This is a genomic window from Neobacillus camarae (genome assembly GCF_054950115.1).
Genome location: NZ_JBUCKX010000001.1, coordinates 1555251 through 1574357, shown reverse-complemented (window position 1 = coordinate 1574357; position 19107 = coordinate 1555251). Strand labels below are relative to the sequence as shown.

Here is a 19107-nt window from a genome sequence, read left to right as displayed (position 1 = left end):
ATTTCAACTACTTGAGTGCTCTTTCTTAGTTCACATCGTATCCTTGATCATCAATCGTTTCTTTAATGGATTCGAGAGTGACTACGCCAGAATCAAATTCCACGTCCACTTCGCCTTTTTCCAATTTAACGGCTACCTTTTTTACTCCGTCCAATTTGCCGACGCTGCCTTCAATTGCTTTGACGCAGTGATTGCACGACATTCCGCTTACTTGTAATGTAACATTTTCCATCATGAAGTCCTCCATTATTTTTTCATCAATTTTTGAATGGTGACTAACACTTCATCCAGCACTTCGTAGTCGCCCTCTTGAATGCGCTCGACGACGCAGCTTTTCATGTGGCCTTCAAGGAGAATCTTTGCTACACTATTTAGGGCCGACTGGGTTGCTGAAATTTGATTAATTACGTCATCACAGTACGTGTCTTTTTCAATTAATCCTTTAATGCCGCGAATTTGGCCTTCAATCCGATTTAATCTGGTGATTAGGTTGCTTTTGACTTTATCTGAATGATGGCTCTTGCGATGGCTGCCATCTTCTGCACAGCAAGATTCATCAGGCTGTTCAACGTTTTTTTCCATTTCTAAAGACATTCGAACGCCTCCTTTTTTCCCATTATATCATACCCCCGTATCGTAAAGCGAAGAGTTTCGTGACCCTTTCTTTGGCATGATCCCCTATAGCAATGAGCTCTTTCTATTTAACATAACAAGCTTCAATCACGAGAATTTTGCTGTATTTTTAAGGATTCATCTTTTCTTCCTATTCTGTTTCTCTGTCACCCGTTCATAGCTAGAATAATCCCCCAAAATCAAGTTTGTGGATTTACCTGAACAATTGATAAGATAAAACCTGTTAACCAAAAAATTTGCTTTGCAATAAAAGGCAAATTAACAGGAGGAGTTTATTATCCAATCTCTATCATTGAATTACACAAGCGAAATGGAAAAAGCGTTGCTTAAAGCCCATAAAGTCAATTTCCACGTATACTGCCGGTCAAATAACGTTAGAGTAAAAGTGGAAAAACATCGGGAAAATGACTATAAAACCGCACAACGTATGATTGCCGAACTAGCTCGTCGAGTTCATTGCTAAATATAGGAAGGCTTATGTCAGACATTATCCGAAGATTCTCGTTCAGTTATCCCCTCCATTTTTTATAATTATTCGCAGGAAACCATATACTATAAAATTAGAAGAACTGGTATGATATTGCTATATTAGTAATGAAATAGGAGTGTTTTTTCATGAATGCAATCTTGCAGTTTGGCAATATCATTCCCTTTTTGGAGGAAATAAAAGAACGGGAGAATGATCAGGCGTTTTTTCAGCCGATCAGTGAGGGAAAATGGTCTACAGCTGCGATCGTTGCCCATCTTTTATACTGGGACCAATACATTCTTAATACCCGCCTGCCATCAATGATCACAATGGATGTTCTTCCATCAGGTCATATCGATGTTCAAGCGATGAACCATGTGGCTGAGACCTATGCCCATTCAGGCATCGGGAAATCAGAATTAATTGACAGCTTCCTAACCAACCGCAAGAAACTGTTAGATGAACTAAACCGGGTTAACCTTCAAAAAGCTTTTACCATCGGTTCTCACCAATTAACGATTGAAAGCTATATTCTAGACATGGCCGAACATGACCTGCACCATATCAACCAAATTAAAGATTCCTATACAAAAAAACTGTTTCGTTTTAAATAAAAATGGTGCCTGAAACAAATGTCAGGCACCACTTTTTTATAACTTAGTTGCTTTTTTTATCAGGCAGTAACTGTTCCAATATCGGTAGATTAAGGCCTTCTAAATTAAGCCGGTCAAGATGCAAATCCTCTAGGAATATTTGTGCCTCATTGGCTTCGTTCGCTTGTTTGATTTCGGAAATTTCATGATGCAGCCGCTCCATTTTTTTATCCAATTGTGAAGCCATTACGGCGGCTTCCTTTAGTTCCGCCACCATATGATGGGGAACTTCTTTATTGTATTTATAGTAAATCTTGTGCTCTAGACTGGCCCAAAAGTCCATCGCGATTGTGCGGATCTGGACCTCGACATAGGTCAATTCCTCGCGGTCAGACATAAATATCGGGATTTGCAAAATAAGGTGAAGGCTTTGATAGCCATTCGGCTTTGGATTTTTAATATAATCCTTGTAATCGACCACCGTCACGTCTTTTTGGCTGGAAATCATTCTGCTGATTTCATAAATATCGGAAATAAACGAACAAGTAATCCGAATCCCTGCAATATCCCTAATATTCTCTTTGATCGCCTCTAAGGAAAGGTCACAGCCTTTACGGTATATCTTATTAAAAATACTTTCTGGTGACTTTATTCTCGATTTAACATGTTCTATCGGGTTGTATTCATGAATATAATTAAATTCATCGCTAAGGATATTAATTTTTGTGCTCATCTCATCAATGGCGAACTTGTAGGCCATCATAAATCTTGTCAATTCCACTTTTAGTGCTTTTAATTCATTCAAATCAATAACATGTCCCATAGTTAATGCTCCAGTTCCTCTCCTGCTGTACGGTTTTCACAGTTTCTTAAAGTTTTCAATATTTCTGGTGGAAAAACCAGCCTGCAGATAACCTTCGCCAAAGCATAATAATCCGTTGGTTTACCGCTTTGAAGATATTTCTCAAAGCCGGTTTCAACTAATACCAATATCGACCAAGCCACGGTTTCCAGGTCCAGGTCCTTCCAGGTTAATCCGGCATCGTACGCCCGCTGCAAATCGGATAATACTCTTGCATGAATTTTTCGTTTCGCCCCTGACAGCATTTCCGCCAGCTCTGCATCTTTTAAAATAATTTCAGGCAAGACACGATAAAGGCCGGATTCGTTGAGGCTTGTTTCATGCTCCTCCAGCACTTTCGCCAGATAGATCTCCGGATCCTTCGCCGTCCAGCTTGGTTCAGGCGGCAAATAATTGTCGATTTTATCTTCTAACAGGGACATTAGCAGCTGCCGCTTATCAGAAAAATAACGATAAAAGGTCCCTATGGCAACGCCAGCATGGGCTGCAATATCTTTGGCTGTGGTATGTTCATATCCCTTTGACACAAACAAAATATGGCCGCTATCCAACAAGGCATTTCTCTTAGCCTGAGCCCGTTCCTGTTTCGGAATGATTGGAAAATCACCAATATGCAAATCCTCTCGCTCTGACATTTTACCACCTCGAACCCATCATATCATAAACCAATAAATTGAACCATAGTTCATGTTTTTATTGACAAGGTCTCTTCTTCATGTAATACTTGAACTACGGTTCATGTTAAGTCACTTCCCTGTTTAACACCCCTTTGACTTTAAAGAAATGATGTTAACATGGCCGAATTTTTTTTTTATAAAGATAATTATATGCAGGAAACCAAAGTGGTTTTTCCGAATAATAATATAATACAGTTTACTTGATTTTTTCTTTATTTTTTTTATATACTCGACCATATCGAAAGGTGATGATTCCTGTGGCTAACCAATCTGAATCAAAAAAAATCTCTGTTAATTCTACGATTTCGTTAAAGGGAATCGTAAAAGCCATCTTCAATGATACGGTTCATGTCCAAATCGGCGGTAAAATTATTACTCTGCCGGTATCGGACTTCAGCTTAGATAAACCAACTACAACTTCTTAAATACTAATTATTAAAAAGGTTCCCCAGTTACTGGAGAATCTTTTTTTTCATGTTTGGGAAAGCCGCGCAGTTTTTTAGTAACAATCACAGGTGGTAACGTGATCATTAACCATTCCCACTGCCTGCATAAAGGCGTAACAGATGGTTGAACCAACAAATTTAAATCCCCGCTTCTTTAAATCCTTGCTTAATTTGTCACTGAGCGGCGTGGTAGCCGGCACTTCCGACAGGTCATGAAAGTGGTTCTGAATCGACTTTCCGTCCACAAAGGACCAGATGTATGATTGAAAGGACCCAAATTCGTCCACCACTTGAAGATAGGCCTTTGCATTGGTTATGACCGCATTGATTTTTAGCCTGTTCCTGACAATTCCTTCGTTATGTAAAAGTTCCTCTACCTTTTTTTCATCGTAATGGACAATTTTATCAGCGTCGAAATGATCAAAAGCCTTACGGTAATTTTCCCGTTTTTTTAAAATGGTGTACCAGCTAAGACCAGCCTGTGCTCCCTCCAGATTCAGGTACTCAAACAATAGACGGTCATCATAGACCGGCACTCCCCATTCATGGTCATGGTAATCGATATATAACGGGTCCTGATTGACCCAGCCGCACCTGTTCATTCGTTTCCCTCCAAAATCAGCTCTTTCTTCATTATAGGTCTCTAAGTGAAATTCTGACAAGGCCACAGAAATTTGCCAGTTCCAGGATGGTGAATGGATGACCGTAATTTAAATGGATGGTATGTTCCGAGTATGACCAAGGCAGAAAAAGAAAAAGTGTACCACAATGCTTAGTACTTGGGATACACTCCATCACAATAAACTTATTTCATTTCGTTTTGACTCATTAATAACGATTATGATCTTGCAGTCCTTTTCATCATTATAAAAACATACTCATATTCATCGTTGTAATAACCGCTTGATCAGGATAAATGGTACGGGCTGCTATTTTGTATTCGTTGTTCTCTATTCGAATAATATCGTTTCGTTCACCAAACATCTCCTCAATTTCATGGGTAAACGCACGGCTTCGCTTAAATAAAAAATAACTTCTGACCAGAAATTCATTCGGTTCGGAACTTGGTTCTATCATGATATTGGATATAAAATGCCTCTGGCGGGTTGCCGGGTTTTCCACCCAAGCGGATTTTGTGTACAACCGGTTGACTCTTGTCGTTAAGGCTTGTTTTGTTTCTTCATAAAAAGAAGTATCCTCAGCAATATCGCTGACCCCCACACCTTCAACCGTCTCCCGCATTGGCATCCGATAAACGAGGTCATCCGTCAGCAAATCCAGCCATTCTTTGTATTTGCGATTATCCAAATAAAAGGCCTCTTGGTGCAATAACTGAATGATATCGTTTTGAATTTCAAAAGTGATTTTACTTCTTACTTCGGAAGTCATTTACTTACCTCCTTTAATGCCATGTCTTTGGATATATATTTGAACCATTCTTCATGCATGCTCCTGGCAATCGCATCAAGGAAGGTGGTGGGATAAGCGGTGCCTGGACCAGTAAATGTTTGATCCGGTTCAACGCGGCCGTAACCCATTAAATAATTATTAACGTTATTGTAATTTAATTCTTTATTCCGGACCATCAGTGCATTGCTGACTTCGACAATTCTTGCCCAGTTTTCTGTATCATCCTGCTCCAGAGTCCCGGTAGGTCCAAAAGAACCAAGATAGCCCCTATAAGCAGCTTCCTTATATTCTTCAGGTGCCGCTTTATCAATCATAAACCAACACCAAACCTCCACTTTTTCTGGTCCAATCGGCCTCCATACGCGGAAATTTAAATAATTGTGCAGATGCCCTTCCGTTCCGTGGATAGGGCTGACAAAGGACAGATTCGGATAAACTCCGCCAACCAGCACGGTCACACGTGATTGAATATCCAGCTGTTCGGGTGTTAAATGCTGCTCGAACAGCGGCCACATCGATTCCGGTGTAGCCTGAAAAGGCACTCTGGCCCTTCCCGTTTTGGAGGTGACCACATTAATTCCATGCCCATTTTCCAGGACGACTTGGTGGCCGTATGCTGCATAGAGAGGATCGGAAGGACTAATCCCCATTTCGACTGTAGAGCGGTGAGTCGTTTGAACATGATATGGATCGGCTGCAAAGTTTTCGGCAGTGGCTTTCCAGTTGGCTTTGGCAACCCAGCGCTGCGGCAGCCCCCTTACTTCCATTCCCCCGCTTCTGCCAAGCATAAGATCTAAGTACCATTTCATGTCTCCTAGATAATCCTCCAGCGGCTCGGCGTTTTCATCGAGATTTCCAAAAATCATGCCTTGGTAACTCTCGACTCGCGGAATCTTGCGGAGCCCCCAATCCGGCCGGCACATTTCTTCGCCATAGACTTGATTTCCTGCGACAATACCGATTAAATCGCCATCGGTGTTATAGCTCCACCCGTGATAAGGACACGTAAATGTTTTTTTATTTCCCCGATCAGCCGTACAGAGCATGGTTCCACGGTGCGTGCAGGAATTCAAGAACGCATTTATTTTTCCATCACGGTTCTTGAGAAGCAATATCGGATTATTGGCCATCCATCGGGTTATATAGCTGCCAGGCTCTTTTAATTCTGTCTCATGTCCAAGGAATTGCCATGTCACGCCAAAAATCTTTTCCATTTCCAATTCGTAAATATCAGGATCGGTTATGACCCACTGTGGAAGCAGTCCTTGCTCAAGTTTTTCTTTCACTAAACGAAACGCATTTTCATCAAGTGTTTTCTTTACTAGCATAAATCGTCCCTCCTTCTTAATAAAGCGTTTTCATTTTTGCTTTTTAGTTATTATTCAAACTGCTTAAACACGGCTAGTACTCTTAGATACCTCTAATGGCAAACCAACATAATTTTCTGCAAGGCTCTCCGCGGCAGCCCTTGACGATGTGACATAATCCAATTCTGCTATTTGGATGCCATATTCAAATGGACTGTGCTGAGTATTTCGATGCAGCATTGTTGTCATCCAGTTAGAGAACCTTTGTGCCCTCCAAACACGGCGGAGGCATATTTTCGGATATCGATCCAGCATCCCCGAGCTGCCTGATTGATAGAATTCCGTTAATCCACTTGCGAGCACCTGAACATCCGCTGCAGCCAAATTCAAACCTTTTGCACCGGTTGGCGGAACAATATGTGCCGCATCACCAGCCAAAAATAGCCGGCCATACCTCATTGTTTCACAAATAAAGCTTCGCATTGAAACGATATTCTTTTGGATAATCGGACCATCCGTAATCGACCAGTCATTTAAGTCTACCCTTGCATGAAGCTCTGACCATATCCGGTCATCTGACCAGTTTTTAATATCGTCGCTCGGATCAACTTGGAGATAGTGTCTCTGAATCTCAGGAGATCTAGTGCTGAGTAAGGCAAATCCACGTTCATGGTTCGTATAAATTAATTCTGGATTCACCTGTGGCGTTTTCGCAAGGATTCCCAACCAACCGAAGGGGTACACTTTTTGCATCTCCACACGTTCACCCGCCGGAATCGCTTTACGGCTTGGTCCATGGTATCCATCACAGCCAGCTATAAAATCACATTCCAACTCTTGCTGCTCACCTTGGTACGTAAACGTAATTTTTGGATTGTCGGTATCGATGTGATGAGGTGTAGTCTCTGAAACTTGAAAAAGAATTTTCCCTCCTGCTTGCAGGCGGGCAGCCACTAAATCTTTAATCACTTCATGCTGGGCATAGACCATAATGGACTTCCCGCCGGTAAGCCGGTCAAAATCGATTCTCCTTCTGATCCCATCAAATTGCAATTCTATTCCGTGATGGACCTTCCCTTCACGCATCATCCTCTCCCCAACACCGATGCTATTCAATAAATCAACTGTCCCTTGCTCTAAAACCCCAGCGCGTATCGTCCCCTCAATCTCTTCACGAGAGCGGGATTCTAAAATAACAGAGTCAATTCCTTGTAGAAATAATAAATGAGATAGCAATAGTCCAGCCGGGCCTGCCCCGATGATTCCCACCTGAGTCCTCATTACCCAATCGCTCCTTCTAACGGTAACCAACTGAAAGAATAGGAGATAAACCCTCTTCGTTCAGCTGTTTACGCATTATTTTGCATATTCACTCTCCATGCTCTGATCCACTATGTCAATCCGCTTATAACCAAAGGTAATTAGGGTATTCCAGCTTCCCGAAGACTGTCCATCCGCATAGTAGACAGGTTCGCTTCCTTCTTCAATGAGGCTGAACAGCATAGCAAGGTGACGGCCGCCTGATTCCACACGGGCTAACCTGGCATAATCCGGAAGCATGTGATACGCCGCTTGATAATTCTTGCTCATAATAAATTCGACAAATTGTTTATCCATTGCGTGTTCCGTAATAGTTGGCCTATTATGCCTTCCGCGCACTATATTGTGGGAAAGCGCTCCGCTCGACATGAAGACAATCCTTTTATCACTTTCTTTCAGAACTTTAGCGATTACCTGACCCCATTTATGTGTTTCTTCTAAACTCGCTGCCAGGGTGACCGATAGATTGATAACAGGAATATCCTCGTCCGGAACCAAATATCTTAGCGGGACGACACTTCCGTAATCCCATATGTAATAGGGATCATTAACACCCTGAACTGGCAGTCCTGCCTCTTGGCCCGCTCTGACTAGTTCATTGGCTAATTCTTCATTGCCAGGATAATGGTAGGGCACATCTTTTATCAGGTCCGGTGCCTCAAAAGCTGTTAATATACCTTTATGGACCGGTGTACAGTCAACATAGTGAAAAAAAGTGGAGGGCCAGTGACAGGACACCAAGACAATTAAATCTGGTTTGATTTTCTTTAATTCTTTTCCAAATTGTTTCATGGCAATAGCCAAATCCCGTTGAAAATCTGGTACTTGGTCCTCGTGGCAAAGACTAGGAACATGAGGAACGATCATACTAAATTCAATTGTCATCATTATCCCCCTACATTTTTTTGAAATTCAGTACTCTGGGATAAACCCCTGTGAAATCAGGGTTCCATTTGCTAAGGAATGTATTTAATCTATAAATCTTATGTTCAAGTAAGGAACCGGGCGGACTTATGCCGCCTCCGTCCTTATTTGCCAACCGGTTCTCCTGCTTTCCCCCAATGGGTCTTTGGAATTTCGGTTACTAGCACCCTAATATTCTCTTTAGGTGAATCCAAAGTCTCAGAGACCGTATTCGTTACATTCCGAATTAATTCGGCAACCTTCTCTTTTGGTCTGCCTTCCATAATTTGGACATTAATAATTGGCATTTAGGTATGCTCCTCTCTCAACCCTATTAATCTGTAACCGTAAAGGAAACTTCACCCAGGCCGTCAAATTTGCTGCTGACGACGTCCCCATATTTCAATCTAATGGCACTGGTAATACCGCCAGTCAGTATCACGTCACCTTTTTTGACTTTTTCTCCCTTTCTCGCCAGCATGTTAGCCAGCATGGCAACCGAATGGGCCGGATGGCCAAGGACCGCCGCACCTGCACCCAATTCTTTGATTTCACCATTTATGGAAAGTGTCGCCCCAACCAGTTCCAATTCGAATGGCTCGGGTTTTTTTATTGTGGTCCCAAACACGACCCTTGAAGTGGAGGCATTGTCCGCAATTACATCTGGCAGGGTAAAATTAAAATTTTCATAGCGGCTGTCGATAATCTCCAGTGCCGGCAGCACGTATTCGGTCTTCGCCAGAACCTGGGCACCTGTCACTCCAGGACCCTCGATATCTTCCCCAATCACAAACGCAATTTCCGCCTCCACTTTCGGGTGGATTAAATCATGCAGGCGAAGCTTACCGCCATTTTCAATGAGCATGTAATCAAACACATATCCGTAAATGGGCTCATGGATTCCCATTTGCTTCATTTTGGCAAAACTGGTCAGTCCCATTTTCGGGCCGACAATTCTACTGCCTTCCGATAGTTTCATGTTGACAATTTCCTGCTGGACAAGATAGGCTTCCTCTACCGACAAGTCAGGCTTTAAAGTGACCGTCACCTTTTCCACTTCGCGTTTCTCCAGCTCAGCTGATACAAGGTAACGGGCAATATCCTTATATTGGGTCATTCGAAATTCCTCCTTAAACCGTTGCGCCGTGTTTTTTCTTGGACAGTTCCGCAGCCAAATCCATAATCATATCTTCTTGTCCGCCGACTACTTTTCTTTTGCCCAACTCGATCAGAATTTCCCGTGAATCAATGCCAAATCGTTTCGCGGCACGCTGGGCAAACAGAAGGAAGCTTGAATAGACGCCTGCATAGCCAAGAACCAGGCTGTCCCGTGTAATTTCCTGGGGTTTTTCCAAAATTGGCGCGACCAATTCCTCCGCAATGTCCATCATTTTAAAAACATCGATGCCGGTTTTAATTCCTAGTTTATCTAACACGGAAACCAACACTTCTGTTTGGGCATTGCCAGCACCGGCCCCAAGGCAACGGACGCTGCCGTCAATTCGTGTCGCGCCTTCCTCAATCGCTGCCATAGTGTTGGCCAGAGCCAAGGACAGGTTGTTGTGGGCATGGAACCCGACATTGACGGACAAGCTTCCCCTTAAAGCATGAATTCTTTCCTTTACTTGATGAGGCAAGAGGGCGCCAGCGGAATCAACAACGTAAACCGTATCGGCTCCGTAGCTTTCCATCAATTTGGCCTGTTCCACCAATTTTTCCGTTGGGGCCATGTGGGACATCATTAAAAATCCGACGGTTTCCAAACCGAGTTCTTTGGCTGTGGCAATATGCTGCGGCGAGACATCCGCCTCTGTCACGTGAGTGGCAATCCGTGCCATTTTTGCCCCTAATCTGGCAGCCTGTTTTAACTCATGGATGGTCCCGATTCCAGGAAGAAGCAGCACGGCAATTTTGGCGTTGTTGACCACGGATGCGGCCGCTTCAATTAATTCCATTTCATTGGTCAACGAAAAACCATATTGCAGGGAAGATCCTCCCAAGCCATCGCCATGTGAAACTTCTATATAAGGTACATTCGCATCATCAAGGGCCTTGGCAACACTTGTGACTTGATCAATAGTGAATTGATGCCGAATCGCGTGGCTGCCGTCCCTCAAGGCGACTTCGGTAATAAGCACATCTCTTTCTACAGTCATTTTTAGTTCCACTCCTCTTAAGTTAAACGGTTAGTTGTGTAACCTTATGCTTCGCCCACTCTTCCGCCACTTTTACAGCGGCTGCCGTCATAATATCCAAATTTCCCGAGTACCTTGGCAGATAGTCCCCTGCCCCTTCCACTTCTATAAAAACCGTCACCCTGTTCCCGTCAAAAATCGGTTCCTGTCTTAAACGGTAACCAGGCACATAGGTTTGAACCTGCTTTTCCATGTCTTGAATCGAAGCGGTAATTTCGGCTTCTTTTGCCCCGTTTCCTTCCACAAGAACATGAATCGTATCCCTCATGATGATTGGCGGTTCGGCAGGATTTAAAATGATGATGGCTTTTCCTCTCTTGGCCCCGCCTATCTTTTCAATTCCCCTTGCGGTGGTCTGGGTGAATTCGTCAATATTGGCTCTTGTGCCCGGTCCGGCGCTTTTACTAGAAATCGTCGCCACAATCTCGGCATAATCTACCGCTTGAACGCGGTTAATCGCGTTGACCATCGGGATGGTCGCTTGGCCGCCGCAGGTGATCAAGTTAATGTTGGAAGCATCGATATGTTCGCCTATATTGACCGAAGGCACAACAATTGGCCCCACTGCCGCCGGCGTTAAATCCAACACCTGTTTGCCGGCCTCTTTTAATAGTTTCGCATGGCGGATATGGGCCTTGGCACTTGTGGCATCAAACACGATGTCCGCCAGTTCCGGTCTTTCCAAAAATCCCTTGATTCCGGTGTCTATTGCCACGAGTCCGCGCTCCTTGGCCTGTCTCAATCCATCCGAATCGGGGTCAATCCCTATTACTGTGGTCAATTCAAGGATTTCTGACCGCCCAAGCTTAATCATGAGATCCGTACCTATGTTCCCTGAACCTAGTACGGCAACTTTTACTTTACTCATATTGGCACTCCTTTCTATTCTTCCAGACTAAAACCGGACACTGACTTGCCCGATGTGAGCGAATCTTGCAGTGAATGTATCTCCTGCCCGAGCTTCCACAGCGGCTGACAGGGCTCCGGAGAGAATCACTTCGCCTGCCTTCAGCGAAATATCGAATTCGGATAATTTATTGGCCAGCCATGCCACGCAAGAGGCAGGGTTGCCAAGTGCCGCTGCCCCAACACCCGTGTTCACCAGCTCTCCGTTTTTAGTAAACATCATCCCGATTAACTCAAGGTCAATTTCAGAAACTTTAGTCGGCTTGCCGCCCAGCACATAAAATCCGGACGAGGCATTGTCGGCCACTGTATCAGCCAGTGTGATTTTCCAGTCTTTGACCCTGCTGTCGACAATCTCAAGTGCCGGAACCACATACTCAGTTGCTTGCAGCACCTCGAGCGTTGTCACGTTTGGCCCGCGCAATTCCTTTTTTAAAATAAAGGCGATTTCTGCTTCGACTTTTGGCTGGAGCAGTTTTTCAACTGAAAGGAGTCCGCTATTCTCTACCACCATGCTGTCCAACAAATGCCCGTAATCCGGTTCATTTACACCCAGCATCGTCTGCATGGCGAGTGAAGTCAGGCCGATTTTTTTTCCGACGATTTTCTGCCCTTGGCTGAGTTTGTGCTTTATATTCTCAAGCTGAACATGGTAGGCTTCTTCAACCGATAATTCAGTTTGGGATGTCAAAGGGGCAATACTGGCCCCTGTTAGCTCCGCTTCCCTCAGTTGTACTGCCAATTCTGTTACTTTATTGGTCATATTTGGCTTACCTTCTTTCTTACAGCTTAATAGTGATATTGGAAAGTTCGGAATAGAAGTCGATGCTGTGATTGCCTCCGGTTCGGCCAATCCCGCTGTGTTTCATGCCGCCGAACGGTGTCCGCAAGTCGCGCAGGAACCAGGTATTGACCCAAATAATTCCGGCCTCAATTTGGTGTGCCACCCGGTGCGCCCGTCTCAGGTCGTTGGTCCAAATCGTGGCACTTAAGCCATAATGGGTATCGTTTGCCTGCACGATCACTTCTTCTTCCATATCAAAAGGTGTAACGGTCACTACCGGTCCAAAAATTTCCTCCCGGACACAACGTGAATTACGGTCTAATCCGGTGATGATAGTTGGTTCTAAATAATACCCTTTGTCCAAGCCTTCAGGGCGTTTTCCTCCGGTCAAGAATACTCCGCCATCTTGTTTGGCAATCTCCAGGTACCCTTTTACCCGATCGTAATGTTCCTTGCTAATTAGTGCACCAACTTTGGTATCCTCTTTGTCAGGCTGGCCGACCTTCAATGTCTTCACTTGCTCTGAAAATTTTTCCAAAAACTCCTCATATACGGGCCGTTCCACATAAATCCGCGAGCCGCACAAACACACTTCGCCTTGGTTAATAAAGCTGGATTTTAATGTGGTTTCAATCACTTCGTCCAAATCAGAATCGGCAAAGATGATATTGGGATTCTTGCCTCCCAATTCAAAGGATAATTTTTTCAACGAATCAGCGGCCGCTTTCATGATAGCCGTACCGGTTCCCGGTTCGCCGATAAACGAGATCGCATCGACATCGGGGTGCTCAGTGATTGCGCCTCCTGCCGAATTTGGACCAAAACCGTGAACCAAGTTCACTACTCCGTCTGGAACCCCGGCCTCTTTACAGATTTCCATTAATACAGTTGCTGTCATCGGTGTCCATTCGGCTGGTTTAATAACAGCCGTATTCCCCATCGCTAAGCAAGGCGCCAGTTTCCAGGTCAGCAATAATAGAGGCAGGTTCCAGGGTTTAATCAGCCCGACCACCCCAACAGGACGGCGGTACGTATAATGGATGGCGATATCATCTTGTTGGTTGGCATCCGCGTTGACACCGATCATGTAGTCAGCAAAGAAGTGGAAGTTATAAGCGGCACGGGGGATATCCACACTATTGGTCAGCCATATTGGTTTTCCTGTATCCAATGATTCCAGCCTTGCGAGTTCTTCCTTTCGCTCGAGAATCAAGTCCCCGATACGGCGGATAATTTTCGAACGCTCGGTCGCAGTCATCTTTTTCCACCGGCCATTTAAGGCTCTGCGGGCAGCTGCAACTGCAAAGTCCACTTCTTCCTTTCCGCCTTCTGCAACGGTTCCCAGTACCTCTTCTGTTGCCGGGTTGATGTTATCAAATGTTTTTTTATTTTGTGATTCGACAAATTGCCCATTAATAAAGTGAAGGCAATTAATGGCTTTTACTCTTGTTTCTACTTGCATACCCTTTTTCCTCCTTCAAAAGTTGCATATTTTAAAATTTTCTTAAAACTATCGTAGCGCTTTCATGTTTCATAAACAACGCGGTTGTTTCGCTATATGCAACAACTTGAAAATTTTTGAGTATTATGCAAAAAATTAAAAATATTATCAATTTTCACTTTTCAACTCTATCAATTTTTGTTATATTGCACACTATAGAGCAACATTGTTTTCTATAATGAAATTTACTAGGAGGTTATGTCAGTTGGCTGTGAAGGATCAAGAAGATCAACATCTATCCTCTGTTAAGAACGCCTTGAGAATTTTAAAAAGCTTCTCCATGGACGAGCCGGAGAAAAAAATCAGTGATCTTGCCAGTTCGTTAGGACTAAACAAAAGCACAGTCAGCAGAACGATGGCCACATTGGCCAGTGAAGGTTTTGTATTCAAAGATCCAGACTCGAAAAAATACCGCCTCGGATTGTCGATTCTTTCATTAAGCGGGATTGTGAATAGCAATATGGATGTTTACCAGGAATCCCAGTCCATCTTAAATAAGCTTGTCGACAGCATTGGTGAAACCGCTCACATTTCACTTTTGGATAATCTAGAAGTCATCTATTTGCAAAAAGTGGAGTGCAACCATCCAGTCAGGTTTTTAACCCACGTAGGCAGAAGGAATCCTCCATATTGCACTAGTTCAGGTAAGGTTTTGCTTGCTTATGCAGATGATTCCGTTGTGGAGGCAGTCATCAACAAAGGCTTAAATAAGTTCACAAAGCACACGATTACCGATCCTAATCAGTTGCGATCCCATTTGCTGGAGATCCGCCAGAATGGATTTACCTGCAGCCTTGAAGAATACCATGAGGGGGTCAATTCAATTGCCGCCCCAATCTATGACCACCGGGGCCGTGTGACTGCAGCTCTATCTGTCGTGGGACCCAAGCAAAGGATTCAGTCTCATAGAGTCCAAGGATTAGCTAAAAAAATCATCCATGCTGCCACGGAAATTTCTGACCGGATGGGATATCGAGGATAATAGATTACTAGATTTCTTTCATAGAGGAGAATGCCTGATGCACGACTTTCATACTCATTTTATCCCTGAAGATGTCCTCCACTGGCTTAAGGACAACCAGCGAATGGTCCATGCGAAATGGGAACAAAAAGAAGCCGGTAAAAACGAATTCTTAACGGTAAATGAAAAGTGGGGATTTGAATTGAAGCCGGCGTTTATAGAGGATTCGGTTTATCTCTCTGAACAAGAGAAAGCCGGGATTACCCACTCGCTTGTTTCACCGATCCCACAGCTCTTCTTATATGATTTTCCTGCTGAAATTTCAGCAGATTTATCACGGGTTTATAATCACTCATTAGCCGAATGGTCAAAATCCGCACCGGAGAAACTCTCATCCTTAGGAACTGTCCCCCTCACCAACCCAGAACTATCAGCCCACATTTTGCAAGAAGCAATGAATAAAGGACTTAAAGGTGCCATTATTGGTCCTGGACTGCCAGGGAGCATGCTTTCAGATGAATTTTTCATCCCGTTTTTCGAAGAAGCTAACCGGTTAAAAGCCATCGTATTTATTCATCCCTTGCTGTGTGAAGACCCGCGGTTAAAAAGACGGATGATGCCCAATTTAATCGGGGTCCCTTGGGAGACGACGGTTTGTGGAACAGATTTGGTATTAAGCGGAATGGTCGACAATTATCCGGATGTTAAAATCTTGTTTGCCCACGGCGGCGGCTTCTTGCCCTATCAAATCGGCAGGCTCGATAAAGGCTATGAACAATGGAAGCTAGTATCCTCTAATTTGAAAGCGCCTCCATCTCACTACCTGAAACGGTTTTGGTATGATTCGGTTTTATGGAACCAGAATAGCTTGGACTTTCTGATTCAGACCGTTGGAGAAGATCGGGTGGTTCCAGGGTCCGACTATCCGTTTGATTTGTGTGTCTGGCCTCCTGAAGGGAAGAACTTAACGGGCACGCAAACGATTCTCAAATAAAACAAACAAGCCAACTCCAAACATGATTCGGAGTTGGCCTTATTTTTGTAGTTGTTAGAGTGGAACCTCTATATTCTTAAGGTTATCTTTCTTAATTGGTGCCGTTTCTTTCATTCCAAAAGTACAAAGAAACGCAATGACACCTGCGGCAGCGGCAACCCATAGGGGGGCAGTCAAAGAGATCTTATCTGCCAGAATCCCTGATAAAATGGGTCCTGTACTGCCGCCGATGATTTCGCTCGTTAAAATCACAAAACTGATGGATGTGGCTGAAACCGTCCGTGGAACCGATTCTGCAGGGATGACATTTAAAACGAGTGGCTGATAACCGTTGCCTAGGGCAAAAATGGCCATTGAGACTAGCAATAGTGAAAAGTTCTGGTACGTGAACGCTATCATAACAGGCAAGAAAATCCCTATCAATGAAAGGATTTTAATCACCGGCAGCCGCCCTATCCGGTCAGATAAAGCAGGGCCGCCTAATTGACTGATAAACATCACAAGCCCCATCAAACCCAACAGCATACCAATTTGATTTTCTCCATAATTGGTGGCACCCGCAAACATTGTAGGCAAAAATGCAGTCAAGGTCAAAATATACATCATATTGCAGATCCCGATGATGGCACCAAGCCAAACATTTCTAGTTTTAAACACCTGAGCATATTCCGCTTTGGCAGGTTTGGCAAATGCCTTCCCCTCAACAGTTGAGGCTGCTGATTTTGGCTCTCTTAAAAAAATCCAAAGGATAATGCCTGCAACGATCCCTGGCACAGCAATCATATAAAAAGAAGACCGCCATCCAAACGAGGCAGCAAGGGCGACCGTAACAACTGGCGCTAACGTCCCGCCGATTAACGAGGAAGCACTTTGGACCACCCCCATATTAAATCCTCTTCTTTTTTCAGTAGATTCCGCGATTACAATCGACTGCACCAGCGGCAGCACAGGTCCCTCTGCCAGCCCCATCAAAATTCGCAACAGCAATAACGCAGCAAAAGAGCCGACAATACCCGTTAATAGAGTAGAAATCGAAAATATGATGACACATATAATCAGCATCATTTTCTTTTTCCCCAAAAAATCTGAAAGACTAGCAAAAATTAAAGTAGAAAGTCCAAAAAAGACACCGGTTAATCCCACTATCAGTCCCAGTTGGGTATTCGACAGGTCTAAATCCTCAGCAATGAATGGGAACACAAACCCCAAGCTCAACCGGTCCAAGAACACCAAACCTACCACTAAAAACATAATGATGATTAGAAAATTTTCATACCTCCAAAAACGCTTTTTCCCCTCCATCATCATTGCCCCCCTTATCCATTGATTTTAATCCATAATAGCTACTGCCCGCGTCCATCCTCCGCTTGCCCCTTTGATTTTTACCGGAAATACCGATACTTTAAATCCAAATGGAGGCAGTTGATCCAAATTTGCCAGTTTTTCAATTTGGCAGTACTCTTTTTCTTTCCCGGCATAATGAGCTGCCCAAAGCACCCCTGGACGAGGGTTTTGTTTATAATCCTCAGCTTGAATCGATAGTGGTGTATCCCAGCCCCATCCGTCCGTACCCATCACTTTGATGCCTTGTTCAATCAGCCAGAGGGTGGCTTCTGCCGAGACTCCTACATGTATTTCACTATAATTGGGCTCATAGCGTTTTTTATCGGCATCGCAGCGGATCATGACAATATCAAAGGGTTTTAACTCATATTGGATGGCTTGTAGTTTTTCCTGCAGGTCCTCCATCGTGATGGCGTAACCGGCAGGCTTGTCTGTAAAGTCGAGCACGACTCCATTGTTAAAAAACCATTCCAAAGGCAATTCATCAATGGTTTTTGCTGGCTCTCCTTCCGCCGTGGGCCAATAATGCCATGGCGCGTCCACATGTGTGCCCGCATGGCTTGTTAATGTCAAAAATTCTCCGGCGAGCCCCTTTCGCTCAGGGAAATCTTCTGGTGTCACACCGACTAGTTTTGCTCCAAATTCAGCCCCTTCTTCATGCGTTTCATAGCGGATTGAAAATGGCAGCGGATCTTTTAATTCCTTTTCGATAGAAACACTTAAGTCAATTATTTTAGCCATTGTATATTCCTCCATCCGTCATCGTATTTAAACAATCTTGTTTTTTAGCTTTCCTAAACCCGTAATCTCCAATTCTATTTCGTCGCCTGGCTCAAGCCAGTGGTAATCGGTGGTGCCCAATTCTAAAATACAGCCAACCCCCACGGTTCCCGACCCAATTATGTCACCTGGATATAACGTGACATCCTCAGAAGCCCGTTCAATCATTTGCCCGAAGGAATAATAGATATCTTTAAAATTCCCCTTCGACCACACTTCCCCATTTACCTTTGCGGTCATTTCCAGGTCGAACTTATCACCCACCCGGTATTTCTCCAGCTCCTCCTTTGTGGCAATCCACGGGCCGATGGAAGTAGCAAAATCTTTGCCTTTTGCAGGGCCAAGCAATACTTTCATTTCTTTTGCCTGCAAATCCCTTGCCGACCAATCATTTAAGATGGTGTAACCGAAAATAAACTCCTCTGCCTCCTCGGCTTTAATGTCCCTGCCCTCTTTTCCGATGATGCAGGCCAGTTCCAGTTCGTAATCCAACCTTAAACATTTTTTAGGCCGTGCGACCTCCTCGCCCGGTCCTCTCATGACATTCGGATTGGAAAAATAAAAGATTGGGATCTCATACCATTCAGGTGCCACCGAATCCCCATGGGACGCCGCGGCATTTTTAACATGAGTCTCAAAAGAAACATAATCACGAAACGTTCCTGGGTTTGGCAGCGGTGCAAGCAGTTGAACTGCTTCAAGTGAATAGGCGGGCTGGACCCTTTCTTCAATGGTTTGAATCACCGGCATATACCGTTCTTGGTCCTCCAGTAATTCACGGATGCTTACGGGCAGCTTTCCTTGGCCTGCCATCCCCATATCGATGACTTCATTACCGGATAGCCATCCCCCACGTTGTTCACCCAGTGGGTTTCGAAAAGTGATAAATTTCATTTGTTTTTCTCCTTTCAGGCTAGTAAATGAATAATTAATATTCCTACTATGTTTATAGGTCGAAAACCCTCTATTACTACTTATGCAAGATTCGTGCCAACTTTATATCGCTTCATTCAATGGTTCGA

At 44.1% G+C, this 19107-nt stretch carries 22 protein-coding genes; 4 read left to right on the top strand and 18 right to left on the bottom strand.

Annotated elements, in window-relative coordinates:
- Nucleotides 1–25 precede the first annotated feature (25 nt).
- Entirely contained in the window at nt 26–232 is a 207-nt protein-coding gene (copZ, locus tag ACY8D0_RS07205) for a copper chaperone CopZ (protein ID WP_462409969.1), read from the bottom strand.
- 14 nt (nt 233–246) lie between these two features.
- Nucleotides 247–594, bottom strand: coding sequence for a metal-sensitive transcriptional regulator (locus tag ACY8D0_RS07200; protein ID WP_462409794.1), 348 nt, complete (start codon nt 592–594; stop codon nt 247–249).
- A gap of 654 nt (nt 595–1248) precedes the next feature.
- Here ACY8D0_RS07200 and ACY8D0_RS07195 point away from each other — a divergent pair.
- The gene (locus ACY8D0_RS07195; RefSeq protein ID WP_462409793.1) at nt 1249–1716 is read left to right on the top strand and encodes a DinB family protein; all 468 of its coding nucleotides are present in this window, start codon (nt 1249–1251) and stop codon (nt 1714–1716) included.
- A 43-nt stretch (nt 1717–1759) separates the two neighbouring features.
- Here the strand turns inward: ACY8D0_RS07195 and ACY8D0_RS07190 are convergent, their stop codons facing one another.
- Together ACY8D0_RS07190 and ACY8D0_RS07185 are read right to left on the bottom strand one after the other, a co-directional pair.
- Nucleotides 1760–2518, bottom strand: coding sequence for a GTP pyrophosphokinase (locus ACY8D0_RS07190; protein WP_462409792.1), 759 nt, complete (start codon nt 2516–2518; stop codon nt 1760–1762).
- A 2-nt stretch (nt 2519–2520) separates the two neighbouring features.
- The gene (locus ACY8D0_RS07185; RefSeq protein WP_462409791.1) at nt 2521–3192 is read right to left on the bottom strand and encodes a TetR/AcrR family transcriptional regulator; all 672 of its coding nucleotides are present in this window, start codon (nt 3190–3192) and stop codon (nt 2521–2523) included.
- A gap of 299 nt (nt 3193–3491) precedes the next feature.
- Between ACY8D0_RS07185 and ACY8D0_RS07180 the strand changes: the two genes are divergently transcribed.
- Nucleotides 3492–3659 carry a hypothetical protein gene (locus ACY8D0_RS07180; protein ID WP_462409790.1) on the top strand — a complete coding sequence of 56 codons (168 nt, stop codon included), beginning with the start codon at nt 3492–3494 and terminating at the stop codon, nt 3657–3659.
- Between the two features lie 74 nt (nt 3660–3733).
- Here the strand turns inward: ACY8D0_RS07180 and ACY8D0_RS07175 are convergent, their stop codons facing one another.
- The 11 genes from ACY8D0_RS07175 to ACY8D0_RS07125 all read right to left on the bottom strand — a co-directional run bounded on the left by ACY8D0_RS07175 (nt 3734) and on the right by ACY8D0_RS07125 (nt 13967).
- On the bottom strand, nt 3734–4282 hold the full coding sequence (locus ACY8D0_RS07175) for a DNA-3-methyladenine glycosylase I (RefSeq protein ID WP_462409789.1): 549 nt from the start codon (nt 4280–4282) through the stop codon (nt 3734–3736).
- A 262-nt stretch (nt 4283–4544) separates the two neighbouring features.
- Nucleotides 4545–5069, bottom strand: a complete 525-nt coding sequence (locus ACY8D0_RS07170; protein WP_462409788.1) for an aromatic-ring-hydroxylating dioxygenase subunit beta — start codon at nt 5067–5069, stop codon at nt 4545–4547.
- Nucleotides 5066–6418: an aromatic ring-hydroxylating oxygenase subunit alpha gene (locus ACY8D0_RS07165; protein WP_462409787.1), complete on the bottom strand. Its 1353-nt coding sequence runs from the start codon at nt 6416–6418 to the stop codon at nt 5066–5068. Before ACY8D0_RS07165 ends, ACY8D0_RS07170 begins: the two co-directional genes overlap by 4 nt.
- 63 nt (nt 6419–6481) lie before the next feature.
- Entirely contained in the window at nt 6482–7678 is a 1197-nt protein-coding gene (gene pobA / locus ACY8D0_RS07160) for a 4-hydroxybenzoate 3-monooxygenase (protein WP_462409786.1), read from the bottom strand.
- Between the two features lie 75 nt (nt 7679–7753).
- Complete coding sequence (locus tag ACY8D0_RS07155; RefSeq protein WP_462409785.1) at nt 7754–8602, bottom strand: DODA-type extradiol aromatic ring-opening family dioxygenase; 849 nt, start codon at nt 8600–8602, stop codon at nt 7754–7756.
- Between the two features lie 143 nt (nt 8603–8745).
- On the bottom strand, nt 8746–8928 hold the full coding sequence (locus ACY8D0_RS07150; RefSeq protein ID WP_462409784.1) for a 4-oxalocrotonate tautomerase: 183 nt from the start codon (nt 8926–8928) through the stop codon (nt 8746–8748).
- A 26-nt stretch (nt 8929–8954) separates the two neighbouring features.
- Nucleotides 8955–9737 carry a 2-keto-4-pentenoate hydratase gene (locus tag ACY8D0_RS07145; RefSeq protein WP_462409783.1) on the bottom strand — a complete coding sequence of 261 codons (783 nt, stop codon included), beginning with the start codon at nt 9735–9737 and terminating at the stop codon, nt 8955–8957.
- A gap of 13 nt (nt 9738–9750) precedes the next feature.
- Nucleotides 9751–10776 (bottom strand): 4-hydroxy-2-oxovalerate aldolase, encoded by a 1026-nt coding sequence (gene dmpG / locus ACY8D0_RS07140; protein ID WP_462409782.1) that lies wholly within the window; start codon nt 10774–10776, stop codon nt 9751–9753.
- A 22-nt stretch (nt 10777–10798) separates the two neighbouring features.
- The gene (locus ACY8D0_RS07135; RefSeq protein WP_462409781.1) at nt 10799–11683 is read right to left on the bottom strand and encodes an acetaldehyde dehydrogenase (acetylating); all 885 of its coding nucleotides are present in this window, start codon (nt 11681–11683) and stop codon (nt 10799–10801) included.
- A gap of 27 nt (nt 11684–11710) precedes the next feature.
- The gene (locus tag ACY8D0_RS07130) at nt 11711–12484 is read right to left on the bottom strand and encodes a 2-keto-4-pentenoate hydratase (protein ID WP_462409780.1); all 774 of its coding nucleotides are present in this window, start codon (nt 12482–12484) and stop codon (nt 11711–11713) included.
- Between the two features lie 19 nt (nt 12485–12503).
- Complete coding sequence (locus tag ACY8D0_RS07125; protein ID WP_462409779.1) at nt 12504–13967, bottom strand: aldehyde dehydrogenase; 1464 nt, start codon at nt 13965–13967, stop codon at nt 12504–12506.
- Between the two features lie 217 nt (nt 13968–14184).
- Here ACY8D0_RS07125 and ACY8D0_RS07120 point away from each other — a divergent pair, with 217 nt between their 5' ends.
- Both ACY8D0_RS07120 and ACY8D0_RS07115 read left to right on the top strand, forming a co-directional pair.
- The gene (locus tag ACY8D0_RS07120; protein ID WP_462409778.1) at nt 14185–14988 is read left to right on the top strand and encodes an IclR family transcriptional regulator; all 804 of its coding nucleotides are present in this window, start codon (nt 14185–14187) and stop codon (nt 14986–14988) included.
- Nucleotides 14989–15025: 37 nt separating this feature from the next.
- Nucleotides 15026–15961: an amidohydrolase family protein gene (locus ACY8D0_RS07115; protein WP_462409777.1), complete on the top strand. Its 936-nt coding sequence runs from the start codon at nt 15026–15028 to the stop codon at nt 15959–15961.
- A 54-nt stretch (nt 15962–16015) separates the two neighbouring features.
- On the opposite strand, the gene ACY8D0_RS07110 is transcribed toward ACY8D0_RS07115, so the two are convergent.
- The 3 genes from ACY8D0_RS07110 to ACY8D0_RS07100 are packed head-to-tail and all read right to left on the bottom strand — an operon-like array spanning nt 16016 to nt 18979.
- Nucleotides 16016–17263 carry an MFS transporter gene (locus ACY8D0_RS07110; RefSeq protein WP_462409776.1) on the bottom strand — a complete coding sequence of 416 codons (1248 nt, stop codon included), beginning with the start codon at nt 17261–17263 and terminating at the stop codon, nt 16016–16018.
- Between the two features lie 27 nt (nt 17264–17290).
- The gene (locus ACY8D0_RS07105; RefSeq protein WP_462409775.1) at nt 17291–18046 is read right to left on the bottom strand and encodes a cyclase family protein; all 756 of its coding nucleotides are present in this window, start codon (nt 18044–18046) and stop codon (nt 17291–17293) included.
- 27 nt (nt 18047–18073) lie between these two features.
- Nucleotides 18074–18979 carry a fumarylacetoacetate hydrolase family protein gene (locus ACY8D0_RS07100; protein WP_462409774.1) on the bottom strand — a complete coding sequence of 302 codons (906 nt, stop codon included), beginning with the start codon at nt 18977–18979 and terminating at the stop codon, nt 18074–18076.
- Nucleotides 18980–19107: the final 128 nt, after the last annotated feature.

Excerpts from the sequence above, each read along its gene's own strand:
- copZ (WP_462409969.1), bottom strand. The coding sequence starts at position 232 with ATGGAAAATGTTACATTACAAGTAAGCGGAATGTCGTGCAATCACTGC.
- ACY8D0_RS07200 (WP_462409794.1), bottom strand. The coding sequence starts at position 594 with ATGTCTTTAGAAATGGAAAAAAACGTTGAACAGCCTGATGAATCTTGC.
- ACY8D0_RS07195 (WP_462409793.1), top strand. The coding sequence starts at position 1,249 with ATGAATGCAATCTTGCAGTTTGGCAATATCATTCCCTTTTTGGAGGAA.
- ACY8D0_RS07190 (WP_462409792.1), bottom strand. The coding sequence starts at position 2,518 with ATGGGACATGTTATTGATTTGAATGAATTAAAAGCACTAAAAGTGGAA.
- ACY8D0_RS07185 (WP_462409791.1), bottom strand. The coding sequence starts at position 3,192 with ATGTCAGAGCGAGAGGATTTGCATATTGGTGATTTTCCAATCATTCCG.
- ACY8D0_RS07175 (WP_462409789.1), bottom strand. The coding sequence starts at position 4,282 with ATGAACAGGTGCGGCTGGGTCAATCAGGACCCGTTATATATCGATTAC.
- ACY8D0_RS07170 (WP_462409788.1), bottom strand. The coding sequence starts at position 5,069 with ATGACTTCCGAAGTAAGAAGTAAAATCACTTTTGAAATTCAAAACGAT.
- ACY8D0_RS07165 (WP_462409787.1), bottom strand. The coding sequence starts at position 6,418 with ATGCTAGTAAAGAAAACACTTGATGAAAATGCGTTTCGTTTAGTGAAA.
- pobA (WP_462409786.1), bottom strand. The coding sequence starts at position 7,678 with ATGAGGACTCAGGTGGGAATCATCGGGGCAGGCCCGGCTGGACTATTG.
- ACY8D0_RS07155 (WP_462409785.1), bottom strand. The coding sequence starts at position 8,602 with ATGACAATTGAATTTAGTATGATCGTTCCTCATGTTCCTAGTCTTTGC.
- ACY8D0_RS07150 (WP_462409784.1), bottom strand. The coding sequence starts at position 8,928 with ATGCCAATTATTAATGTCCAAATTATGGAAGGCAGACCAAAAGAGAAG.
- ACY8D0_RS07145 (WP_462409783.1), bottom strand. The coding sequence starts at position 9,737 with ATGACCCAATATAAGGATATTGCCCGTTACCTTGTATCAGCTGAGCTG.
- dmpG (WP_462409782.1), bottom strand. The coding sequence starts at position 10,776 with ATGACTGTAGAAAGAGATGTGCTTATTACCGAAGTCGCCTTGAGGGAC.
- ACY8D0_RS07135 (WP_462409781.1), bottom strand. The coding sequence starts at position 11,683 with ATGAGTAAAGTAAAAGTTGCCGTACTAGGTTCAGGGAACATAGGTACG.
- ACY8D0_RS07130 (WP_462409780.1), bottom strand. The coding sequence starts at position 12,484 with ATGACCAATAAAGTAACAGAATTGGCAGTACAACTGAGGGAAGCGGAG.
- ACY8D0_RS07125 (WP_462409779.1), bottom strand. The coding sequence starts at position 13,967 with ATGCAAGTAGAAACAAGAGTAAAAGCCATTAATTGCCTTCACTTTATT.
- ACY8D0_RS07120 (WP_462409778.1), top strand. The coding sequence starts at position 14,185 with ATGAAATTTACTAGGAGGTTATGTCAGTTGGCTGTGAAGGATCAAGAA.
- ACY8D0_RS07115 (WP_462409777.1), top strand. The coding sequence starts at position 15,026 with ATGCACGACTTTCATACTCATTTTATCCCTGAAGATGTCCTCCACTGG.
- ACY8D0_RS07110 (WP_462409776.1), bottom strand. The coding sequence starts at position 17,263 with ATGGAGGGGAAAAAGCGTTTTTGGAGGTATGAAAATTTTCTAATCATC.
- ACY8D0_RS07105 (WP_462409775.1), bottom strand. The coding sequence starts at position 18,046 with ATGGCTAAAATAATTGACTTAAGTGTTTCTATCGAAAAGGAATTAAAA.
- ACY8D0_RS07100 (WP_462409774.1), bottom strand. The coding sequence starts at position 18,979 with ATGAAATTTATCACTTTTCGAAACCCACTGGGTGAACAACGTGGGGGA.